15 protein-coding genes and 1 tRNA gene are annotated in these 18,171 nt (G+C 47.0%); 14 read left to right on the top strand and 2 right to left on the bottom strand.

Translation table 11 applies throughout. From position 1 onward, the window contains the following. Positions 1-172 precede the first annotated feature (172 nt). The 14 genes from PPA03S_RS24310 (at position 173) to PPA03S_RS24245 (ending at position 16,882) form a co-directional block, all read left to right on the top strand. Positions 173-1,762 carry an extracellular solute-binding protein gene (locus PPA03S_RS24310; RefSeq protein WP_062326682.1) on the top strand — a complete coding sequence of 530 codons (1,590 nt, stop codon included), beginning with the start codon at positions 173-175 and terminating at the stop codon, positions 1,760-1,762. 131 nt (positions 1,763-1,893) lie between these two features. Next, positions 1,894-2,793 (top strand): ABC transporter permease, encoded by a 900-nt coding sequence (locus PPA03S_RS24305; RefSeq protein WP_062326681.1) that lies wholly within the window; start codon positions 1,894-1,896, stop codon positions 2,791-2,793. A gap of 70 nt (positions 2,794-2,863) precedes the next feature. Next, on the top strand, positions 2,864-3,736 hold the full coding sequence (locus PPA03S_RS24300; RefSeq protein ID WP_062326679.1) for a carbohydrate ABC transporter permease: 873 nt from the start codon (positions 2,864-2,866) through the stop codon (positions 3,734-3,736). Between the two features lie 69 nt (positions 3,737-3,805). Continuing rightward, positions 3,806-5,557: a hypothetical protein gene (locus tag PPA03S_RS24295; protein ID WP_062326677.1), complete on the top strand. Its 1,752-nt coding sequence runs from the start codon at positions 3,806-3,808 to the stop codon at positions 5,555-5,557. A 191-nt stretch (positions 5,558-5,748) separates the two neighbouring features. Further along, entirely contained in the window at positions 5,749-7,482 is a 1,734-nt protein-coding gene (locus tag PPA03S_RS24290; RefSeq protein ID WP_062326745.1) for a tetratricopeptide repeat protein, read from the top strand. Positions 7,483-7,656: 174 nt separating this feature from the next. Continuing rightward, entirely contained in the window at positions 7,657-8,616 is a 960-nt protein-coding gene (trxB, locus tag PPA03S_RS24285; RefSeq protein WP_062326675.1) for a thioredoxin-disulfide reductase, read from the top strand. Positions 8,617-8,776: 160 nt separating this feature from the next. Next, on the top strand, positions 8,777-9,808 hold the full coding sequence (locus tag PPA03S_RS24280) for an AI-2E family transporter (RefSeq protein ID WP_068964214.1): 1,032 nt from the start codon (positions 8,777-8,779) through the stop codon (positions 9,806-9,808). A gap of 415 nt (positions 9,809-10,223) precedes the next feature. Continuing rightward, on the top strand, positions 10,224-11,174 hold the full coding sequence (locus tag PPA03S_RS24275) for an ROK family glucokinase (RefSeq protein WP_062326673.1): 951 nt from the start codon (positions 10,224-10,226) through the stop codon (positions 11,172-11,174). 52 nt (positions 11,175-11,226) lie between these two features. Beyond that, the gene (rapZ, locus tag PPA03S_RS24270) at positions 11,227-12,126 is read left to right on the top strand and encodes an RNase adapter RapZ (protein WP_053782949.1); all 900 of its coding nucleotides are present in this window, start codon (positions 11,227-11,229) and stop codon (positions 12,124-12,126) included. Between the two features lie 13 nt (positions 12,127-12,139). Then, on the top strand, positions 12,140-13,126 hold the full coding sequence (mgfK, locus tag PPA03S_RS24265; RefSeq protein ID WP_053782950.1) for a gluconeogenesis morphogenetic factor MgfK: 987 nt from the start codon (positions 12,140-12,142) through the stop codon (positions 13,124-13,126). 6 nt (positions 13,127-13,132) lie between these two features. Beyond that, complete coding sequence (whiA, locus tag PPA03S_RS24260) at positions 13,133-14,071, top strand: DNA-binding protein WhiA (RefSeq protein ID WP_062326671.1); 939 nt, start codon at positions 13,133-13,135, stop codon at positions 14,069-14,071. Positions 14,072-14,248: 177 nt separating this feature from the next. After that, positions 14,249-14,518, top strand: coding sequence for an HPr family phosphocarrier protein (locus tag PPA03S_RS24255; RefSeq protein WP_017691248.1), 270 nt, complete (start codon positions 14,249-14,251; stop codon positions 14,516-14,518). A 147-nt stretch (positions 14,519-14,665) separates the two neighbouring features. Further along, entirely contained in the window at positions 14,666-15,421 is a 756-nt protein-coding gene (locus tag PPA03S_RS24250; RefSeq protein WP_062326669.1) for an SIMPL domain-containing protein, read from the top strand. Between the two features lie 363 nt (positions 15,422-15,784). Next, entirely contained in the window at positions 15,785-16,882 is a 1,098-nt protein-coding gene (locus tag PPA03S_RS24245; protein ID WP_062326667.1) for a PdaC/SigV domain-containing protein, read from the top strand. Positions 16,883-17,122: 240 nt separating this feature from the next. Here the strand turns inward: PPA03S_RS24245 and clpP are convergent, their stop codons facing one another. Both clpP and PPA03S_RS24235 read right to left on the bottom strand, forming a co-directional pair. Continuing rightward, positions 17,123-17,719 (bottom strand): ATP-dependent Clp endopeptidase proteolytic subunit ClpP, encoded by a 597-nt coding sequence (gene clpP / locus PPA03S_RS24240; RefSeq protein WP_062326666.1) that lies wholly within the window; start codon positions 17,717-17,719, stop codon positions 17,123-17,125. A 179-nt stretch (positions 17,720-17,898) separates the two neighbouring features. Beyond that, positions 17,899-17,973: transfer RNA gene (locus tag PPA03S_RS24235), tRNA-Arg, on the bottom strand. Positions 17,974-18,171: the final 198 nt, after the last annotated feature.

Raw genomic sequence — 18,171 nt, 5'->3', positions numbered from 1 at the left:
GGCCTTAACAGGGCTGCGCAGAAAATGGTTAGTATACGAAAAACGTCACTGGAGATAAACCATTATCCGTATGTAAGCGTTTACGAAACGGGTTTATTGCAAGAGTACGCAATGATGTGGAATACTCTGGGCAAGCTTTAAACATTCACGCATAGCCAAAGGGGATGACAAAATGACAAGAAAAGCAACTAAAGGGAGTCTCAAGAAATGGATGGGATTGGCGCTTACGATGGTAATGGGAGTGTCTTTGCTTGCGGGGTGCTCGTCTGGATCGAATCAGGAATCAGCAGAAGGCGGTGCATCGGGTAAGGGTGAGCGCGTTACCTTAAAGGTGGAGATTTTTGATCGTGGTAACAGCCCCTCGCCGTACACTATTACGAACAACTATCTATCTAAAATGATTCAGGAGAAGTTCGGCGATCCCAACAATATTGATGTACAGTTCGTCCCCGTTCAGCGTTCCGAGGAAGTTACCAAGCTGAATGTTTTGATGGCTAGCAATACAGATGTCCCTGATATTGTCTTTGTTTATGACTCCAGCGTGTTTTATCGGTATGCTCAACAGGGCGGATTGACAGATGTCGGTGAACTGATCGATCAGTATGGACCGAACCTGAAGAAGTTCTTGGGTGAAGACACATTAAAATTCGGGCAAGTAGAAGGTCAACAGTTCGCCGTTCCGGGTAAACGTGCCATTACAGGCCGATACAGCTCCTACATTCGTCAGGACTGGCTCGATAAGCTGGGATTGCCTGTACCGAAGACAACTGATGAATTATATACAACATTAAAAGCGTTTAAAGAGAAAGATCCTGGTCAGCTCGGCAGTAAGAACATCCCCATGGGTATGGCCCTTGCACCGGCTCAGTTCGAGACACTGATTTATTCATTCATCAAGCCAGTCAGCGGGGATCTGACTTACGGTCAACGTTATGAATTGCCGCTCCATGAAGGATTCAAGGATTCGATGAAATTCCTGAACAAGCTCTACAATGAAGGGTTAATCAGCAAAGACTTCAGTCTGGATGAAGATAAAACGCAGTTAGGTAAGGACATACAGAATGGCAACGTTGGTTACTGGTCTGAAGATGTTGATGCCATGTTCTACGGTGATGGCACGCTGGACAATTTGCACAAAAATGTAGAAGGCAGCGAAGTACTGCCAGTTGATGTGTACACCAATCCGAATGCCGACAACAAACACATCAAATCTCGCTATGGAACAAACGGCATGTACATTATGATTCCGAAGAGCAGCAAACGTTCTGTGGAAGCGATTAAGTACTTGGACTGGATGGCCTCTGACAATAACTTGATTGATATTTACAGTGGTGTGGAAGGTGAAAACTATGATCTGGTCGATGGTATTCCGGTCGTGAAGGAAGATGCATCCCAGGAAGCGAAGGATCGTCTGTTCAACGCAGGGGATACAGCCATTATCTCGAACGGTAAAAATATTGGTGATCAGGCAACAAATGAAAAAGCATGGATTCTGGGCTTCCCTCAAAATAATCAGGATATGCTGAAACAGTCCATTGATATTGCCAACACCGACACGGTAGGACCGATTATCTTTGATAAGCCAATTGAGGCAGAGATGAAATACAGCACAGCACTCAAAGACAAACTGAATGTCATCATTGTTAAAACGGCGATGGCGAAGCCTGAAGAATTCGAAGCGGTATATGAACGTGAAATGAATGATTTTATGTCGCTGGGCGGCACAGAGCTGAAGAAAGAGCTTGAGGAAACTGTTAAGTAACACTGAAACGTAAACCAACTAATCCTTCATGATTTCGAGACAGATACCCGTACGACTGCTTAACTTTGAAAGGAACGTGTGCCGCTGGCTTGGCGGCACAGCCGTTTCTTTGTTGATAGGAGGAAACCGACTTGACCATCACATACTTGAAAAGGTATTGGCAATTGTACGCGCTAATTTCCCTGCCGCTTATCTACTTTTTGATCTTTCGCTACGGACCGATGTATGGTGTGCAGATCGCCTTTAAAGACTTTAACCTGTTTCAGGGGATCAGCGGTAGTGAGTGGATCGGTTTCGATGCTTTTCGCGAGGTATTTGGGATGCGGGACTTCTACACCACATTACGCAATACTTTTATGCTGAATTTTCTTGATCTGATCGTTTCGTTCCCTGCTCCAATCATATTGGCCATTATGCTCTATGAAGTTCGATTTAAATGGTTCAAAAAAATATCGCAGACGATTCTGTACATTCCTCACTTTATTTCTTGGGTTATCATCGGAGGGATTGTATACCAATTGTTCGGCAATCAATCCGGTATGGTTAATGGAGTACTGGAGAGTATGGGATTAAACTCCATACCATTTTTGACAGAGAAGAATCCTTGGCTTGTTACGTACCTGTTCACAGGTGTCTGGCAAAGTGCAGGATGGGGAACCATTTTATATCTGGCCGCATTAACCGGGGTGAACAAGGAATTGTTCGAAGCGGCTGAGATTGATGGAGCAACGCGGCTGAAGAGAATCTGGCATATTACGCTGCCGAGTATCAAACCAACCATTGTGACCCTGCTTATTCTTAATCTCGGACATATGGTCAGCATCGGTTTTGATCGTCCTTATATTATCGGTAACACGGCCGTTCGTGAATATTCGGATGTACTTAGTACCTTTGTATACAGAGTTGGTCTGGAATCGGGACAGTACACGCTTGCAACCGTTGTCGGATTGTTCCAGGCAGTGGTGGGACTAATCTTCGTCCTCGGCTCCAACTATATTTCGAAAAAAGCAACCGGGGAAGGTATTCTGTAGATTATTAAAGAGTGAAAGATACGCCAATCGGCTTGTTTGTATAGACCACCAGTAAAGGAGCTGTGTGCATATGAGTGAACGCACCTCAAACCGGATTTTTGATATCGTTAATATCTCCTTTATCACCTTGTTTGTTATATTCTGTCTGGCTCCGTTTCTGCACACGATTGCCATATCATTCAGTTCAAATCGGGCGATTACATCAGGTGAAGTGACCATATTTCCCAAAGAATTCAATTGGGATGCGTATACTCAGGTGTTTTCGGATCAGTCCATGATCTATTCATTGGGTTATACGACGCTTCTTACGATCGCCACGACAGTGCTGTGCATGCTGTTCACACTCGCTGCTGCTTATCCGTTAACCAAGAAAAAATTAAAAGGGCGCAAGCTCTTCATGTATGTGATCATCATTACGATGTTTTTCAGTGGCGGGATTATTCCGGAATACTTGCTCATCCGTGATCTGAATTTGCTAAATTCAGTCTGGGCGTTGATCCTGCCAGGGTTGGTCAGTCCGTTTAACCTGATTATCCTGATCTCCTTCTTCAGAGGCATTCCGGAAAGTCTGGAGGAATCCGCAGAGATTGATGGCAGCTCGCATGTACACACACTCTTTAAAATCATCCTGCCATTATCGATGCCCGTGCTGGCTACCTTAGCTCTGTTCTATGCTGTTGGACGCTGGAATGGCTTTCAGGATTCCCTGATGTACATTAATGATCCGAAGCTATACCCGCTTCAGCTGAAGCTCTTCCAAATGGTACAGAACAACATGGTAAGCGAGCTTACCCAAATGGAGGGTGCTAACCGCACACCTTTGACTCCGGAAAGTCTCAAGGCTGCCACAGTTATCTTTGCAACCGTACCCATTCTGCTTGTCTATCCGTGGCTGCAGAAATATTTTGTGAGCGGTGCCATGCTTGGGGCAGTGAAGGGTTGAAGCAGAATATGAATAAGAGATGAACTCTTGCGAAGGACGGCAAAATGCATCGTTTGGAGGGGAATACACATGTACAGGCAGCTGGTGGACAGCAATGATAAAGCAGTGCAAAGAGGGTTAGCCCGTCAGGAGCTTGACCCGGAAAGCCGTTATTATGGGGGAACCATTGATCCCTCTACAGGTATTGCCTGGGTCAACCATACGACCGGAACACCTACGGATATGTGTTATTGGGGAGCGGCGCTCGCCAATCCGGATTCGATTTATTACCAGGATGAGGAACTGCTAGGTCGTCTGTTGTTGGCATCGGAGTATGTGCTCCGCAATCAGCATGAAGATGGCTCCATCTCCCCTGGCTGGACCAATTACCACTCTCCGCCAGACACGGCATTTGTCGTCGTGGGGTATGCCCAATTATATCAGTTACTTCAGCAGCAGGAGTGGGAGCCGCTGCAGCCTGTGCTGGATAACATGTACCTGTTTCTGGAGCGAACCATTCCGGTCATGTTGACTGGAGGGTGTCATACGCCGAATCATCGCTGGGTGATATGCGCGGCCCTCGGTTTCCTACATCAGTTGTTTGGCCTGGAGGAAGTGGTACAGCGTGCAGAGCAATGGCTGGCTGAAGGCATGGATATTACACCTGATGGGGAATGGACAGAACGGAGCAACGGAATTTACAGTGCGGTCAGTGATATCATGCTGATTCATGCGGCACGCCTGTTCCATCGTCCCGAGTTGTTGGAACCGGTGAGGCTCAATCTGCGCATGATGCTGTATCTTGTACATCCGTCTGGCGAGATTGTCACAGATTATTCAGGTCGTCAAGATCTGGGGAATATGCATGATCTCTCACCATACTACCTGCCATATGCAATTTTGGCTCGCATGGACGGGGATCCGCTCTTTGCCGGCATGGCCGATTGGGCAGGTGATACGTTAAAAGATCCTGGTGTCTGCTCCGTCAATGCACTCGTTCGGCTTTTGCTGGAGCCTGAGCTTCAGCAGGTAGGCGAGGCAAGCGGTGAGTTACCTGAGCAGTATGAGGTTATGTTGAACGAGTATTTTGCTAGAGAGGGCTATTTGCAGCAGATGGATTCGGCAGGACATCATGGGCGCATTTCACACAGTCGGATGCATACAGACTTTGGCGCACCTGTAGCGCGTATTCGGACGGGAAGTACAAGCGCGACCATAATGACGGAAGTCCCTTCATTCTTCGCCCTTCGTCATGGTGCAGCCCGTCTGCTCGCAGTGCAGCTGGCCTCCTACTTTAATCCCGGTTATGTACCGATGCAGCAGATGACCCGATTGCCGTCTGGCTACCTTTTGACGGGTGAACAGAAGAAGGGCTACTACGGTCCGATCCCCGAGAGCCAACTGCCAGAGACGGCGAGAACAGCCATCAGTCCATGGTATTTGTTACCTCACCAGACCCGGGTGCTTACCCATGAGCAGACGTTCCATGTACAGACAGAGGTATTACGAACTGAGAATGGCTGGATGCTGAGCCTCGCAGGAGATAAACCGGAGCAGATCATGATGCAGCTATCCTTTGTGTTCGGAGGCGAGGGCAAACTGTCGGATGGAGAATTGCTTGAGACGGATGAAGGTCATTATCTGTGGAAGGGCGGCACCTTGCGTTATTCCTGTGGGGGAGATTGGATCGAGCTAAATGGCGGTGAGCTGGGGCATCTGGCGGTAACCGTACGTGAAGCGAAGCTGCCGGACAACTGCAAGGTCGTTCTAGTCAACTTTGTGACCCCGTTTCACAAGACGATTCATATTTCACTTTCGCCATCCCTGGCGTTGAAGCGCTGATTTCAATCCTTCTTTAGAAGGAAGAGCGGGTGAAGCAGCAAGATGACATTTCATTCGAAGTGAATGATTGGATGTCATCTTTTTTGTGCATTTTTGGCATAAACGACATGAAACTACATATTGAGAAGTGGGCCTTAAGATGTGGTATACTGGAGAGTATGAATGAATTCAAAGAGGAGGTGCCTTGGGAGATGAAGGGCAAGCTACTGCGGGCTGAGGGACACCTTGCCAATGTAATACCGATTCACTTGGATGCTTCTTTCTTTTTTGAGAGAGCTGTCCGCTCGCTGGACCGTAATCACGTCGACAAGGCATTAAAATATTTTCGTAAAGCTGTTGAATATGAACCGGAAAATCCGGTGAATCATTGTAATATGGCGGGTATATTATCAGAGAAGGGGGATTACGAGGCTTCCAATGCCGTTCTTGCGCATGTGCTGGATGTGGTAGATCCGTCCATGACGGAATGTTATTTCTACATGGCAAACAATTATGCGAATATGGATCGGTTTGAGGAAGCCGAGCAGGCGCTTGTTACGTATTTGGAGGAGGATACCCAGGGTCAGTTCATGACGGAAGCCGAAGAGATGATGGAGCTTCTGTATTACGAGCTGGATCGGCCAGCCAAACTGAACCGGATCAAATCACGTAAAGGTGTAGTAGAGCACGATCAGGCTCGAGAATTGCTGGAACAAGGAAAGTTTGCTCAGGCAGCGGAGTTGTTGGAAGACATGTCGCCGGATTATCCCGATTATTTGGCAGCTCGCAACAATCTGGCGCTTGCCTATTATTATATGGGGCTGTTCCCCAAAGCGAAAGAGACGATTGCCGAAGTACTGGAACAGGAGCCTGGCAATTTGCATGCGCTGTGTAACCTGGCGATCTTTCACCAGAATGAGAATCGGGCCGATCAAGTGCTGCTTATAATCAAAAAATTGCGTGTCATCGTGCCTTTCCAGCACGAACAGGTCTATAAACTGGCTACCACGATGGGTATCCTGGGTCAACATGATACGGCTTATATCCATTTTCGGCGCCTGTTGAAAGAGGAAGAAACCGCTGCTGATCCGGCGCTCGCGCATTATGCAGCCGTGGCCGCTTACAATACGGGACGCTATGATGCTGCTGAACGTCTGTGGCGTCATGTGGGTAAGCTGGACCCAGGTTCTGAGGTTTCCCGGTACTATCTATCAGGTCTTGAGGCTGTACGGCAGGGAGAGAAAGATCCGGAGAAGCTAAGTTATCACTATCATCTGCCGTTTGACGAGCAATTCAGACAATGGGAGAACTATGGTAACGGCATACCAGAAGAGATGAAAAACGATCCTCTGATCCGTTCTTCCTTCTTCTGGGCGCTGCGACATGGTGATGGGGCAACCAAACTTCAGGTTATTCACGCTTTGGGCATGATTGGCGATTATGAGGTGCAGCAGGCATTGCAATCCTTTATCCAGGAGCCTGGTGAAGATGAGGAACTGGTGAAAGTCGCACGTGCTGTATTAAACGATCTGCATTCAGAAGGTTCTAAACCGGATGACTCTCCTGCTCTTCAGGCCCTGACTAATCTGAGCAAACGATCCATTCAGAAAAGCGGGCCGCTGACGGAGCGTAAGGAGATGAAACCTTCTACGCATTGGCAGGCAGTAGTAGATCGGGCGTTACAGATGTCTGAAGCCAAAGCCGAATTGCAGCAGGAGATGGAGCGCCTGTGGACGGACTATGTATCTCGAGTACATCCTGAAGTGCCGGGCACCAAGCAAATTGAGGGATTGGCTGCGGGACTAGAATATTTGGCTGCCAAAATCCAAAGTCGTCCGGTCACCTATCAAAGTATAGCTGAGAGGTACGGCATATCCGCTGCAACGGTTAGCAAATATGCTCGTCTGATCAACCGAGTGTGCAACAGCACTCCACCAATCCAGTAGCTTGTACATGCTTTGGCTCTTTTCTGGATGGACTTCATTGCATGAAGGATACATTGGCCGGGAAAACGGGTAAACTTAACGAATAGGTCTCGACAAACCTGTAGGATAACATCATAGTAGCAAGTTAATCGCCATTCAACACACTCTCAACCTTATCAAGGAGGCTGTATCTATATGTCTAAATACAGAACGATTGTGATCGGAACAGGACCTGCGGGTCTGACAGCAGCGATATATCTGGCTCGTGCTAACCTAAACCCACTGGTGATCGAAGGTCTTCAGCCGGGGGGGCAATTGACGACGACAACGGAAGTTGAGAATTTCCCTGGTTTTCCACAGGGCATTATGGGTCCGGAATTGATGGACAATATGCGGAAGCAAGCGGAGCGGTTTGGAGCTGAATTCAAGAATGGCTGGGTGGAAGAAGTAGATTTCAGCAAACCGCCATTTAAAGTTAAGGTCGGTGGAATCGGTGAACTGGAAGCTGATTCAATTATCATCTCGACAGGGGCTTCTGCCCGTTACCTCGGGATTCCGGGAGAACAGGAGAACGTCGGTCGCGGGGTAAGCACATGTGCTACATGTGACGGATTCTTTTTCCGTGGTAAAAAGATCGTCGTTGTTGGGGGCGGAGACTCTGCGATGGAGGAGGCCAGCTTCCTGACCCGTTTTGCAACAGACGTTACTCTGGTTCACCGCCGGGACGAATTGCGTGCGTCGAAAATCATGCAGGATCGGGCTCGCAGCAATGAGAAGGTGAAGTGGGCGTTGAACCGGACGCCGCTCGAAGTTGTGCCTGAAGCGCTGGGAGTCAAGGGATTGAAAGTACGCAATAACGAGACTGGACAGGAAGAACTGCTTGAAGCAGATGGCGTATTCGTAGCGATTGGCCATACTCCCAACACGGGATTCCTTGGCAACCAAATTGCACTGGATGAACACGGCTATGTTGTCGTTAAACCAGGTACGACCGAGACCAACATTCCGGGTGTATTCGCCTGCGGAGATGTACAGGATACGAAGTACCGTCAGGCCATTACGGCGGCAGGATCAGGGTGTATGGCTGCAATGGATTGCGAGAAGTTCCTTGAGGGCAGCATTGTTCATGACTGGAGCGAAACACTGGATAAGTAAGCATGAAGAGTGTATGATTTGGCATAAGTTAGGTAGTAGAGACAACGGGAAGTCTCATCATGTGAGAAGCCGGAAGGCTTCTCTTTTTTTGAAACCAAAATGGGCATGAGATCGTATACATATTGGGCATATTAGCTGTGAGGTGAAGACTTTGGGGGAAATGATAAAAGATTGGTTACAGAATGCAACAGTGCGACGATTTTTGATTCTGCTGTTGTTTTGTTTGGTGCTTTTCAGCATGGGGAGTATGCTGCACATGATTTTGCTGTTATTTCTGGTGACGTATGTCATGAACAGGTTGCAGCATTTTATCACGGGGAAGTTGAATCGGTTATTTCCGGTTAACTATAAAGTCGTCGTCATCCTGCTCTATCTTATCGTTATTGCAGCCATTGTACTGGGGATCTCCAGATATTCACCACGGATTGTGGATCAGGTCGTTCAGTTGACCAATGAAATCATGAAGTTTCTGGATACCGCAGATGGTGATAACTTTGCCTCCAAAATAGCGGGATATCTGCAATCGTTCGATATTAAAAACTATACCAATGATGCATTGAAATATATTTTTGCGTTGAGTAAATGGCTTGAGTTTATTTTGCTGGTCATCATCCTTAGTTTGTTCTTCTTGTTGCAGAAGCAAGAGATCTCCAAGTTTACATCCAAGTTCAAAACAAGCAAGATCGGCTGGTTCTATAATGAAGTCGCATACCTTGGTGATAAATTTGTATCTTCTTTTGGTAAAGTCATCGAGGCGCAATTGTTGATTGCCGTGTTTAATACAGCTTTGACGATTCTGGGATTATGGATACTCGGATTCCCGTATTTGTTCGCTCTGACGATACTGGTATTCATGCTGAGTCTGGTACCCGTTGCAGGGGTTATCATCTCACTGGTTCCGCTGTGTCTGATCGGTTATCAATTGGGTGGATTGCAGCTCAGTGTGATCGTGGTCATCATGATCATTATCATTCATGCGCTGGAGACGTATTTCCTGAATCCGAAGCTGATGGCACACAAAACGAAATTGCCGATGTTCTACACGTTTATCGTGCTGATTCTGTCTCAACATTTCCTGGGGATCTGGGGACTCATTATCGGTATTCCGATCTTTGTCTTCCTGCTGGATATTCTGGACGTCAACAAGATGGAAAAGACGGAGGAGCCCGTACGTGTTGAATCGAAATTGTGACCTGCAGCTGAATAGCTGCTGAATGATCGGTTCAAGAATGGGTCCAAAAAAGGGTAAAACGCCTCCCGTTAGCGGGGAGGCGTTTTTTGCGTCGTCTTAGCGAGCTGCTGAGACGCGGCTGGTAAGTGTTGTCATGAAATTCAGATGACAATTGCCATCTTTTACGCATGGAACGAGTGGATATGCAATATCATGAGTTGAGGCTTCCTCCTCTATGGAGGAAGGAATGCAGCCTGCGTTTTTAATAGAGACAGAAGAGGTTGTATCCGTATTCAAAAATAGCCTGTGATGTTGTTCACAATAGCGGGGAAGCTAATCACAGCAAAGGTCTTATCGTCTTGACCCAGGCGTATCCTTCAATTATAGTTGGTACGTAGGATTAAACTATTTTAGATAGATAAAGGTGGCTTGTAGCATGTCTGAGAAAATCTACGTTGGGGTCGATCTCGGCGGAACAGCAATCAAGGTCGGTATATGTGATGAACACGGTCAGCTTATGCATACGTATGAAGGACCGACAGAAGTGGATAAGGGCGTTGACACGGTCATTGCCAACATCGAGAAGTATGTCCGTCATATTGTTGCCGAATCGCCTTACAGCTGGGAACAGCTTGAAGGTGTGGGCGCGGGCGTGGCTGGGTTCACCAATGTACGCGAGGGAATTATCGTTCTTGCCCCTAACATCGGATTTCGGAATGTAGCCATTCGTTCGATTCTCGAAGAACGTCTGGGCAAGCCGGTCAAAATAGATAATGATGCCAACGTGGCTGCGCTGGGTGAAGCCTGGGCAGGTGCCGGCAAGGGCGTGGACAATTGTGTATGCTATACACTGGGTACAGGCGTTGGTGGTGGACTCATCTTGAACGGTAAGATCTATCAGGGCTATTCCGGTATGGCTGGTGAGCTTGGTCATGTCAGTGTTGTCCCTGATCTGGAAGCCATTCAGTGTGGATGCGGCAAAATGGGATGTGTGGAAACCGTCTCTTCGGCAACCGGAATTATTCGTATGGCCAAAGACGCTGTAGAGCGCGGGGACCATACATCGTTGGCGCTTGTCGACAAGATTGCAGCCAAGGAAGTCTTTGATGCAGCCAAGGCGGGCGATGAAGTTGCGCTGCGTATTGTAAACCGTGCAGCATTCTATCTGGGCAAATCGATGGCGGCCGTAGCGGCTGTGATTAACCCTGAGATGTTTATTATTGGCGGCGGGGTATCCAAAGCGGGTAATATTTTGTTTGATGAAGTACGCACTGTTTTTGCAGAACTGACACCTGAGCCATTGCAGCAAGGGGTTCAGATTCTTGAAGCAACCCTTGGCAACAATGCAGGTATTGTTGGCGCAGCCGGTCTTCTCTTGCGTTCCTAGTAACCTCGCAGCAGTATAAATCCGACAGCAATATGATAAGGAGGGGACATTTATGCTTGAAGGTGAAGTTTCACCGGGCACAGGCGCCACGCTCATTATCATTACGGGCATGTCCGGAGCAGGCAAGACGATTGCAGTACAAAGCCTGGAGGATCTTGGTTTCTTCTGTGTGGATAATCTTCCGCCGGTATTGATTCCGAAATTTGCGGAGTTGATCGAACAATCGAACGGCAAGATTGGCAAAGTTGCACTTGTCATCGATCTGCGCGGGCGAGAGTTCTTTACGGCTTTGTCCGAGTCACTGAACTATATTAAAGATCATTTTACCATTCATTGCGAAATACTATTCCTGGATGCGACAGACTCTGTACTTGTCCAGCGCTATAAGGAGAGCAGACGCAGACATCCGTTGGCTCCTGAGGGCATGCCGCTGGATGGCATCCGGCTGGAACGCAAAATGCTGGAGGAGCTCAAAAATTCCGCAACTCAGGTTTTAAATACCAGTACGATGAAGCCTGCTCAACTGAAAGAGCGTATCATATCACGCTTTTCCCATCTGGAAAGTCACATGCTGTCGGTAAATATTACTTCGTTTGGGTTCAAATACGGCATTCCGATCGATGCGGATCTGGTGTTCGATGTTCGTTTCTTGCCAAATCCGCATTATATTGAGCATTTACGTCCGAATACAGGACAGAATAGTGATGTATACGAATATGTTATGAAATGGCCGGAAACGCAAGCGTTTCTGACCAAGCTGCTGGATATGCTGCATTTTCTGATTCCGCAATACCGGAAGGAAGGCAAAAGCCAGGTTATTATTGGAATCGGCTGTACCGGAGGCAAGCATCGTTCGGTAGCAATATCGGAATATTTGGGCAAAATGTTGGGAAGCAGCGAGACAGAGGCTGTCACCGTGAGCCATCGCGACGCCGACCGGGACCGTCATTGAAGAGGGTGAAGGGATGAAAGAAGCCGGACCACGAAGAGAACGTCCGAGAATTGTAGTCATGGGCGGCGGAACCGGATTATCCGTGATGCTGCGCGGTTTGAAGGAAAAGCCGCTGGACATCACGGCCATCGTGACGGTGGCGGATGACGGAGGAAGTTCTGGCATCCTTCGTAATGAGCTGCAGATGCCGCCTCCGGGAGACATTCGTAACGTGCTCACGGCGCTGGCTGATGTAGAACCGTTGTTGTCGGATATGCTGAATTATCGTTTTAATACAGGCGCAGGGCTTGCAGGCCACAGCCTGGGTAACTTGATTTTGGCTGCAATGACGGACATATCGGGCGACTTCGTGACCGCTGTGCGGGAACTTAGCCGCGTGTTTGCCGTTCGGGGTGAGGTACTGCCCGCAGCTGGGCAGGCCGTTATACTGCACGCAGAGATGGAGGACGGCTCGATTGTTACGGGCGAGTCCAAGATCCCTGAAGCTGGCTTACGGATCAAACGAGTTTTCCTTGAACCGGATCACGTGGAGCCGTTGCCAGAGGCTGTTGAGGCCATTCGTCAGGCAGACGCCATCCTGATTGGACCAGGAAGTCTTTACACGAGCATTTTGCCCAATCTGCTTGTCCCTAAGCTGGCTGAGGCTGTCGTTGAGGCGGATGCCGTGAAGATGTTTATTTGCAACGTGATGACCCAGCCGGGAGAGACGGATAATTACACGGTTAGTGACCATCTCAAAGCAGTACATGAGCATGTGGGGCATCAAATTTTCGACTATGTCATTGTGAATAATGGTGATATTCCGCTGCAGGTGCAGAATAAGTATGCGGAAAAAGGAGCAAAACCGGTTGTGCTGGATATGAATGTGCTGAAGAGTGCCGGCTATCAAGTCGTGGCGGATACGTTGGTCCTATTCCGGACCTATCTTCGTCATGATGCCGACAAGCTGAGCCATCACATCTATCAGCTTGTACAAAATTGGATGTTACGGAAGAGGTGAAGTCCCATGTCGTTTGCAGCACAGACCAAAAAAGAATTAACGATGATCGAAAGCGAACCGTGCTGCGAAAAGGCGGAACTTTCAGCCCTCATCCGTATGCTTGGTGCGGTGCAGTTATCGAATAAAAAAGTCATCTTGGATATTTCGACGGAGAATGCCGCAATTGCAAGACGGGCATACTCTCTGCTTAAAAAGCATTTTCAAGTGCATACGGAATTGCTTGTCCGCAAAAAAATGCGGCTGAAAAAGAACAATGTGTATATTGTCCGTATTCCAACTATGGTACAGGAGATTCTAAAGGATCTGCACATTGTTTCTGAAGGATTTCTGTTTACTCCAGGGATCAGTGATGAGCTGTTCAAACAAAACTGCTGTAAACGCGCCTATCTTCGAGGGGCATTTATGGCGGGAGGCTCGGTCAATAATCCCGAAGGTTCGTCCTACCACCTGGAGATTGCGTCCATGTATGAGGAGCACTGTCAGGCTCTGGTGGACCTGGCAAATGAATTTCATCTTAATGCCCGGTGTATAGAACGTAAAAAAGGATTCATCCTATACATTAAGGAAGGCGAGAAAATCATTGAGCTGCTCAGCATCATTGGTGCGCATCAGGCCCTTTTCAAGTTTGAGGATGTGCGTATCATGCGGGATATGCGTAATTCCGTTAACCGAATCGTCAATTGCGAGACGGCTAACCTGAACAAAACGATTGGAGCAGCAGTCAGACAGATTGATAATATCAAACTGTTGCAAAAGGAAGTTGGCCTGGAGTCGTTGCCTGAAAAGCTTCGTGAAGTAGCTGAAGTCAGACTCGCCCATCCGGATATCAATCTGAAGGAAGTAGGCGAGCTGCTTAAGGGTACAGTCAGCAAGTCGGGAGTGAATCACCGACTCCGCAAGATTGATGAGTTGGCTGAGAAGGTTCGTAACGAGAGATACGGTTAAATTAAGGGTAGGGCAACCTGCAAGGACGATCTAAAAAAGACTGAAATAGGTCAAAATAAAGGCATCTCAATCGCCTTGAGTTTTTCTTCTAGTGTCCTGCACGCGTTAATGGTATAATGTTGTATAAATATAATTGTGTATTTAATGTCCAGATTTCATAATAGGGGGTAAGTTTCCATGACAAAGCACCCGGTAGTTGTCCGTTTGAAAACGGGTCTCCATGCCAGACCTGCGGCACTGTTCGTTCAAGAAGCGAATAAGTACTCATCTGAAGTGTTCGTCGAGAAGGACGACAAAAAAGTAAATGCAAAAAGTATCATGGGGATCATGAGCCTTGCAATCAGCACAGGTACGGAAATCCAGATTAGTGCAGAAGGCGCGGACGCCGAACAGGCTGTAAACGCTTTAGTTAGTCTGGTAAGCAAGGAAGAACTTGAAAACCAATAAGATATGATTTGAAGCCAATGAAGAAGTCCCGAAAGGGGCTTTTTTGCGTTTTGAGGCTGTCAAGTGCAACATTCTGGAATTAAGCCCGTCTGTTAGGTATCAAATCGATTTGAGTTAGAGATGTTAAAACTTAAGGAGGCTAACGTGATGGGTAAACTATGGATGAAACCGCTAGGTGCGGTATTGGTTGCAGGGACATTGCTTGTTGGAGGTACGGCATGGGTGGCACCGGGGAACTATGCGTATGCTGCTGAAGTACAGGGAGTACAGCAAAACGTGATTAACGTTGTGGGTACAGGGGAGATTCAGGTAAAGCCGGACATTGCTTATCTTTCCATTGGAGTGAATAGTACTGCGGAAACAGCAGCATCTGCCCAAAAAGCGAATGCGGCGAAAATTCAGAAGGTAACCAATCTGCTGAAAAATACGTGGAAAATCAGTGCAGATGATATTCAAACCAGTCAGTTCTACGTACAGCCTAACTACACGTATAGTGATAAAGACGGACAGAAGATCAAAGGGTACACAGCGCATCATACGCTGACTGTAACATACCGTGATATGGACAAGATCGGTGAGCTTCTGGATGCCGCTTCCCAAGCGGGTGCCAACAACATTGAAAACGTGCGTTTTACGATCGAAAAACCTGAAAGTTTCGAAGCTCAAGTGATTGAGAAAGCTGTTGCCAATGCCGATGTGAAAGCTGGAGCTATTGCAAAAGCAGTGAAACGTCAACTGGGTGCTGTTCTTTCTGTGAGCCAAGGTGATGCTAATGTGCCTGTGATGTACGCAACCGAATCTTTGATGTCACAGGCGAAATCAGTGGCAGATGGCGGTACAGCTATTGAAACAGGACAGGTCAAAGTGAGTACAACACTAAATATTACTTATGAAATGAAATAAACATGATCAGATATGGCCTGATGCTCGTTCAAGTGATGCTTGGACGGGCAAAAGAATAATGACAAAGACGTTGTCCTGTGGGCAGGGTCTTTTTTTGTTATGAAAGCGAGCTTTGATGAAGTACGTGGACGTGATTCGAATAATGGGGACTAAAATGCTGTTATTTGGTATCTTTTTTGTCCATTTGTTCGTAACAAAACCTTCATTATAAGCTCCTGGATTGAACAACATTGTAACTGGAGCTGTAAACCTTTCCGGAATTGGGTTAATTATAATAAAGAGGTGAGCGTATGAGACATACGATCAGGTCGGGATACATACGCAGTGACACTCAAATGTGAATTCGAGAGAGGAGTTATATATATGACATCATGGAAAAAATGGACAAGTGCATTGTTGGCGGCAGGAATTATTGTAGGGAGCGGGGCGGTATGGCAGGATAGTTCTGTGCAGGCGGCTTCGGTATCGACGAAAGTGACAGCGCCTACGGAGGTAACCCTGAAGTCGGGAGGCAAAACGCTTACCCAAAAAGGGCTCCTTCAAGGCGGCTCTACTTGGGTATCGCTTACTGCAGTGAAAGATGTTGCAGGGGGAAGCTTGAAATATGATGCAAAGGCTAAAGAGTACTCCTTGACGGCAGCCAATAACACGATGGTGATCAGTCTGATTGATGGTGCGCCGAGTGTTAGAATTAACAACTACTACCCGCAAGTGGAAGCGAAGATGATCAATGGCCGATTGTATATTCCATTCTCTGCAATGAGAGATTATCTGGGTGTTCAAGGTAGCTGGGAAGGCAAAGCCAAGACCCTTACGCTGAGCAAAGTGAAACAGAATAGCGTGTCAGTCAAAGCGGCAACAGTGAAGGTCAGCATCAAAAACGCTGAAGTCGATATTCAATATCCTCAGGTAAGCGGACTGGCTAACGATAAAGCAGAAGCAGCGATCAACAAAGTACTGAAGGATGAAGTGGATGCTTTTGTGGCAGATTTCAAAAAACAGACCAAGGAATTCGGCGCTGCGACAGCGAACCGTCCATATGCATTTGAGAGTTCTTATGTCGTGACATACAACGAAAATGGTGTGCTTGGTCTCATTACGCAAAGTTATCAGGACTATGCAGGCGCACATGGCATGACGTTCCGTGCAGGTCACACCTTTGCTCTGGATTCCGGTAAGGAATTGAGTCTGGATGATGTGATTCAAAATAACAAAACCGTACGTGAAACAGTAAGCAAAAAAGTGGGCGATCAGCTTAAAGCTCGTGGTGGTTACCTTGAAGGCTATAAAGGCCTGAATAAAGATCAGGATTTCTATGTGACACCAACAGGTGTGGTCGTATTCTTCCAGTTGTATGAGTACACAGCTTATGCGGAGGGTTTCCCGGAATTCCCATTCACGTATAAAGAACTTCTTCCTAAAGGGACAGAGCCGTTCAGTGGTTTAACGGCAGACAAGTAAAGTGTCAAAAGGACAGGGGGTACCTTTATAAGGCTATCTAGAAATTTATTGATAGGGAAAGCCGTGGGAGTTAAGTGAATCGTTGAAATGGATATTAAGCTCTTTTTATGTTACTTCTAAAAAAAAGGACGCCCTCGTCATATTGACGAGAGCGTCCTTTTTTCATATAGCCAGCTCAACTGGAAGTTGTCATTTGAACTGGCTATATGGAATTTCAGTGTAATTGGCGTTCTCCTCGGCTTAGACGCCTTGGGAACCTACGTTTTCGATAACTTTATCAATGATACCGTAATCAGCAGCTTCGGCAGCACTCATGAAGTAGTCACGATCTGTATCTTTCTCGATACGCTCCAGCGGTTGGCCTGAACGTTCAGCAATGATACGGTTCAAGGTATCACGCATTTTCAGGATGCGGCGGGCACGGATTTCGATGTCCGAAGCTTGACCTTGCGCACCACCAAGTGGTTGGTGAATCATGATTTCACTGTTAGGCAATGCAAAACGTTTGCCTTTGGCACCCGCGTTCAACAGGAATGCACCCATGGAAGCGGCCATACCTACACAGATGGTAGAAACATCCGGTTTAATGAATTGCATTGTATCGTAAATCGCCATACCGGCTGTAATCGATCCGCCTGGGCTATTGATGTATAAGTGAATGTCTTTCTCCGGATCTTCCGCAGTAAGGAACAACATCTGTGCCATGATGGAATTCGCTACAACGTCATTTACATCACTGCCAAGGAAGATGATACGATCCTTCAGCAATCTGGAATAGATGTCATAGGCGCGCTCACCGCGGTTGCTCTGTTCAACGACCATTGGAATATAACTCACGTGAAAAACCTCCTCGGAAATGTAAATGTTAAATTGGTGTTTATATATAAACTGTTACCGTATTACCCACATCATAAACAATTTCAAACAAAAAGTCAAAGAAAGTCAAACTAAGTTTGAAAAAAAAGAAACCTATTCGGTTTCGTTGGTTAAAAGGGTTATGAGCTGCTAATAAAGTATGGCGCGCCCGCCAAGAATCGAACTTGGATCTCAGGCTTCGGAGGCCTACGTCATATCCATTGGACCACGGGCGCACATTGATTGTCTGCTACAATTATGTAGCAAGTATCTTACACCTAAATGAGTTTCAAATATGTGACAGCAATAATGATTATAGCTCATGAGTTGTTTAATTGCAAGCAGATGATCATACTTGTGGTTTGGATTGCACTGAAAAAGATCATGATGAAGATATGTGGATAAAGAGCGCAATTAGGTAAATGCTAAGAGAA

It is taken from the genome of Paenibacillus pabuli NBRC 13638, from assembly GCF_001514495.1.
Taxonomy (GTDB): Bacteria; Bacillota; Bacilli; order Paenibacillales; family Paenibacillaceae; genus Paenibacillus; species Paenibacillus pabuli.
The sequence above is the reverse complement of the archived record's forward strand: the minus strand, read 5'-3'. Positions and strand labels throughout refer to the sequence as shown.

Bases quoted from the DNA above. Each gene is read 5' to 3' on its own strand.
- PPA03S_RS24310 (WP_062326682.1), top strand. From the start codon at position 173: ATGACAAGAAAAGCAACTAAAGGGAGTCTCAAGAAATGGATGGGATTG.
- PPA03S_RS24300 (WP_062326679.1), top strand. From the start codon at position 2,864: ATGAGTGAACGCACCTCAAACCGGATTTTTGATATCGTTAATATCTCC.
- PPA03S_RS24295 (WP_062326677.1), top strand. From the start codon at position 3,806: ATGTACAGGCAGCTGGTGGACAGCAATGATAAAGCAGTGCAAAGAGGG.
- PPA03S_RS24290 (WP_062326745.1), top strand. From the start codon at position 5,749: ATGAAGGGCAAGCTACTGCGGGCTGAGGGACACCTTGCCAATGTAATA.
- trxB (WP_062326675.1), top strand. From the start codon at position 7,657: ATGTCTAAATACAGAACGATTGTGATCGGAACAGGACCTGCGGGTCTG.
- PPA03S_RS24280 (WP_068964214.1), top strand. From the start codon at position 8,777: ATGATAAAAGATTGGTTACAGAATGCAACAGTGCGACGATTTTTGATT.
- PPA03S_RS24275 (WP_062326673.1), top strand. From the start codon at position 10,224: ATGTCTGAGAAAATCTACGTTGGGGTCGATCTCGGCGGAACAGCAATC.
- rapZ (WP_053782949.1), top strand. From the start codon at position 11,227: ATGCTTGAAGGTGAAGTTTCACCGGGCACAGGCGCCACGCTCATTATC.
- mgfK (WP_053782950.1), top strand. From the start codon at position 12,140: ATGAAAGAAGCCGGACCACGAAGAGAACGTCCGAGAATTGTAGTCATG.
- whiA (WP_062326671.1), top strand. From the start codon at position 13,133: ATGTCGTTTGCAGCACAGACCAAAAAAGAATTAACGATGATCGAAAGC.
- PPA03S_RS24255 (WP_017691248.1), top strand. From the start codon at position 14,249: ATGACAAAGCACCCGGTAGTTGTCCGTTTGAAAACGGGTCTCCATGCC.
- PPA03S_RS24250 (WP_062326669.1), top strand. From the start codon at position 14,666: ATGGGTAAACTATGGATGAAACCGCTAGGTGCGGTATTGGTTGCAGGG.
- PPA03S_RS24245 (WP_062326667.1), top strand. From the start codon at position 15,785: ATGACATCATGGAAAAAATGGACAAGTGCATTGTTGGCGGCAGGAATT.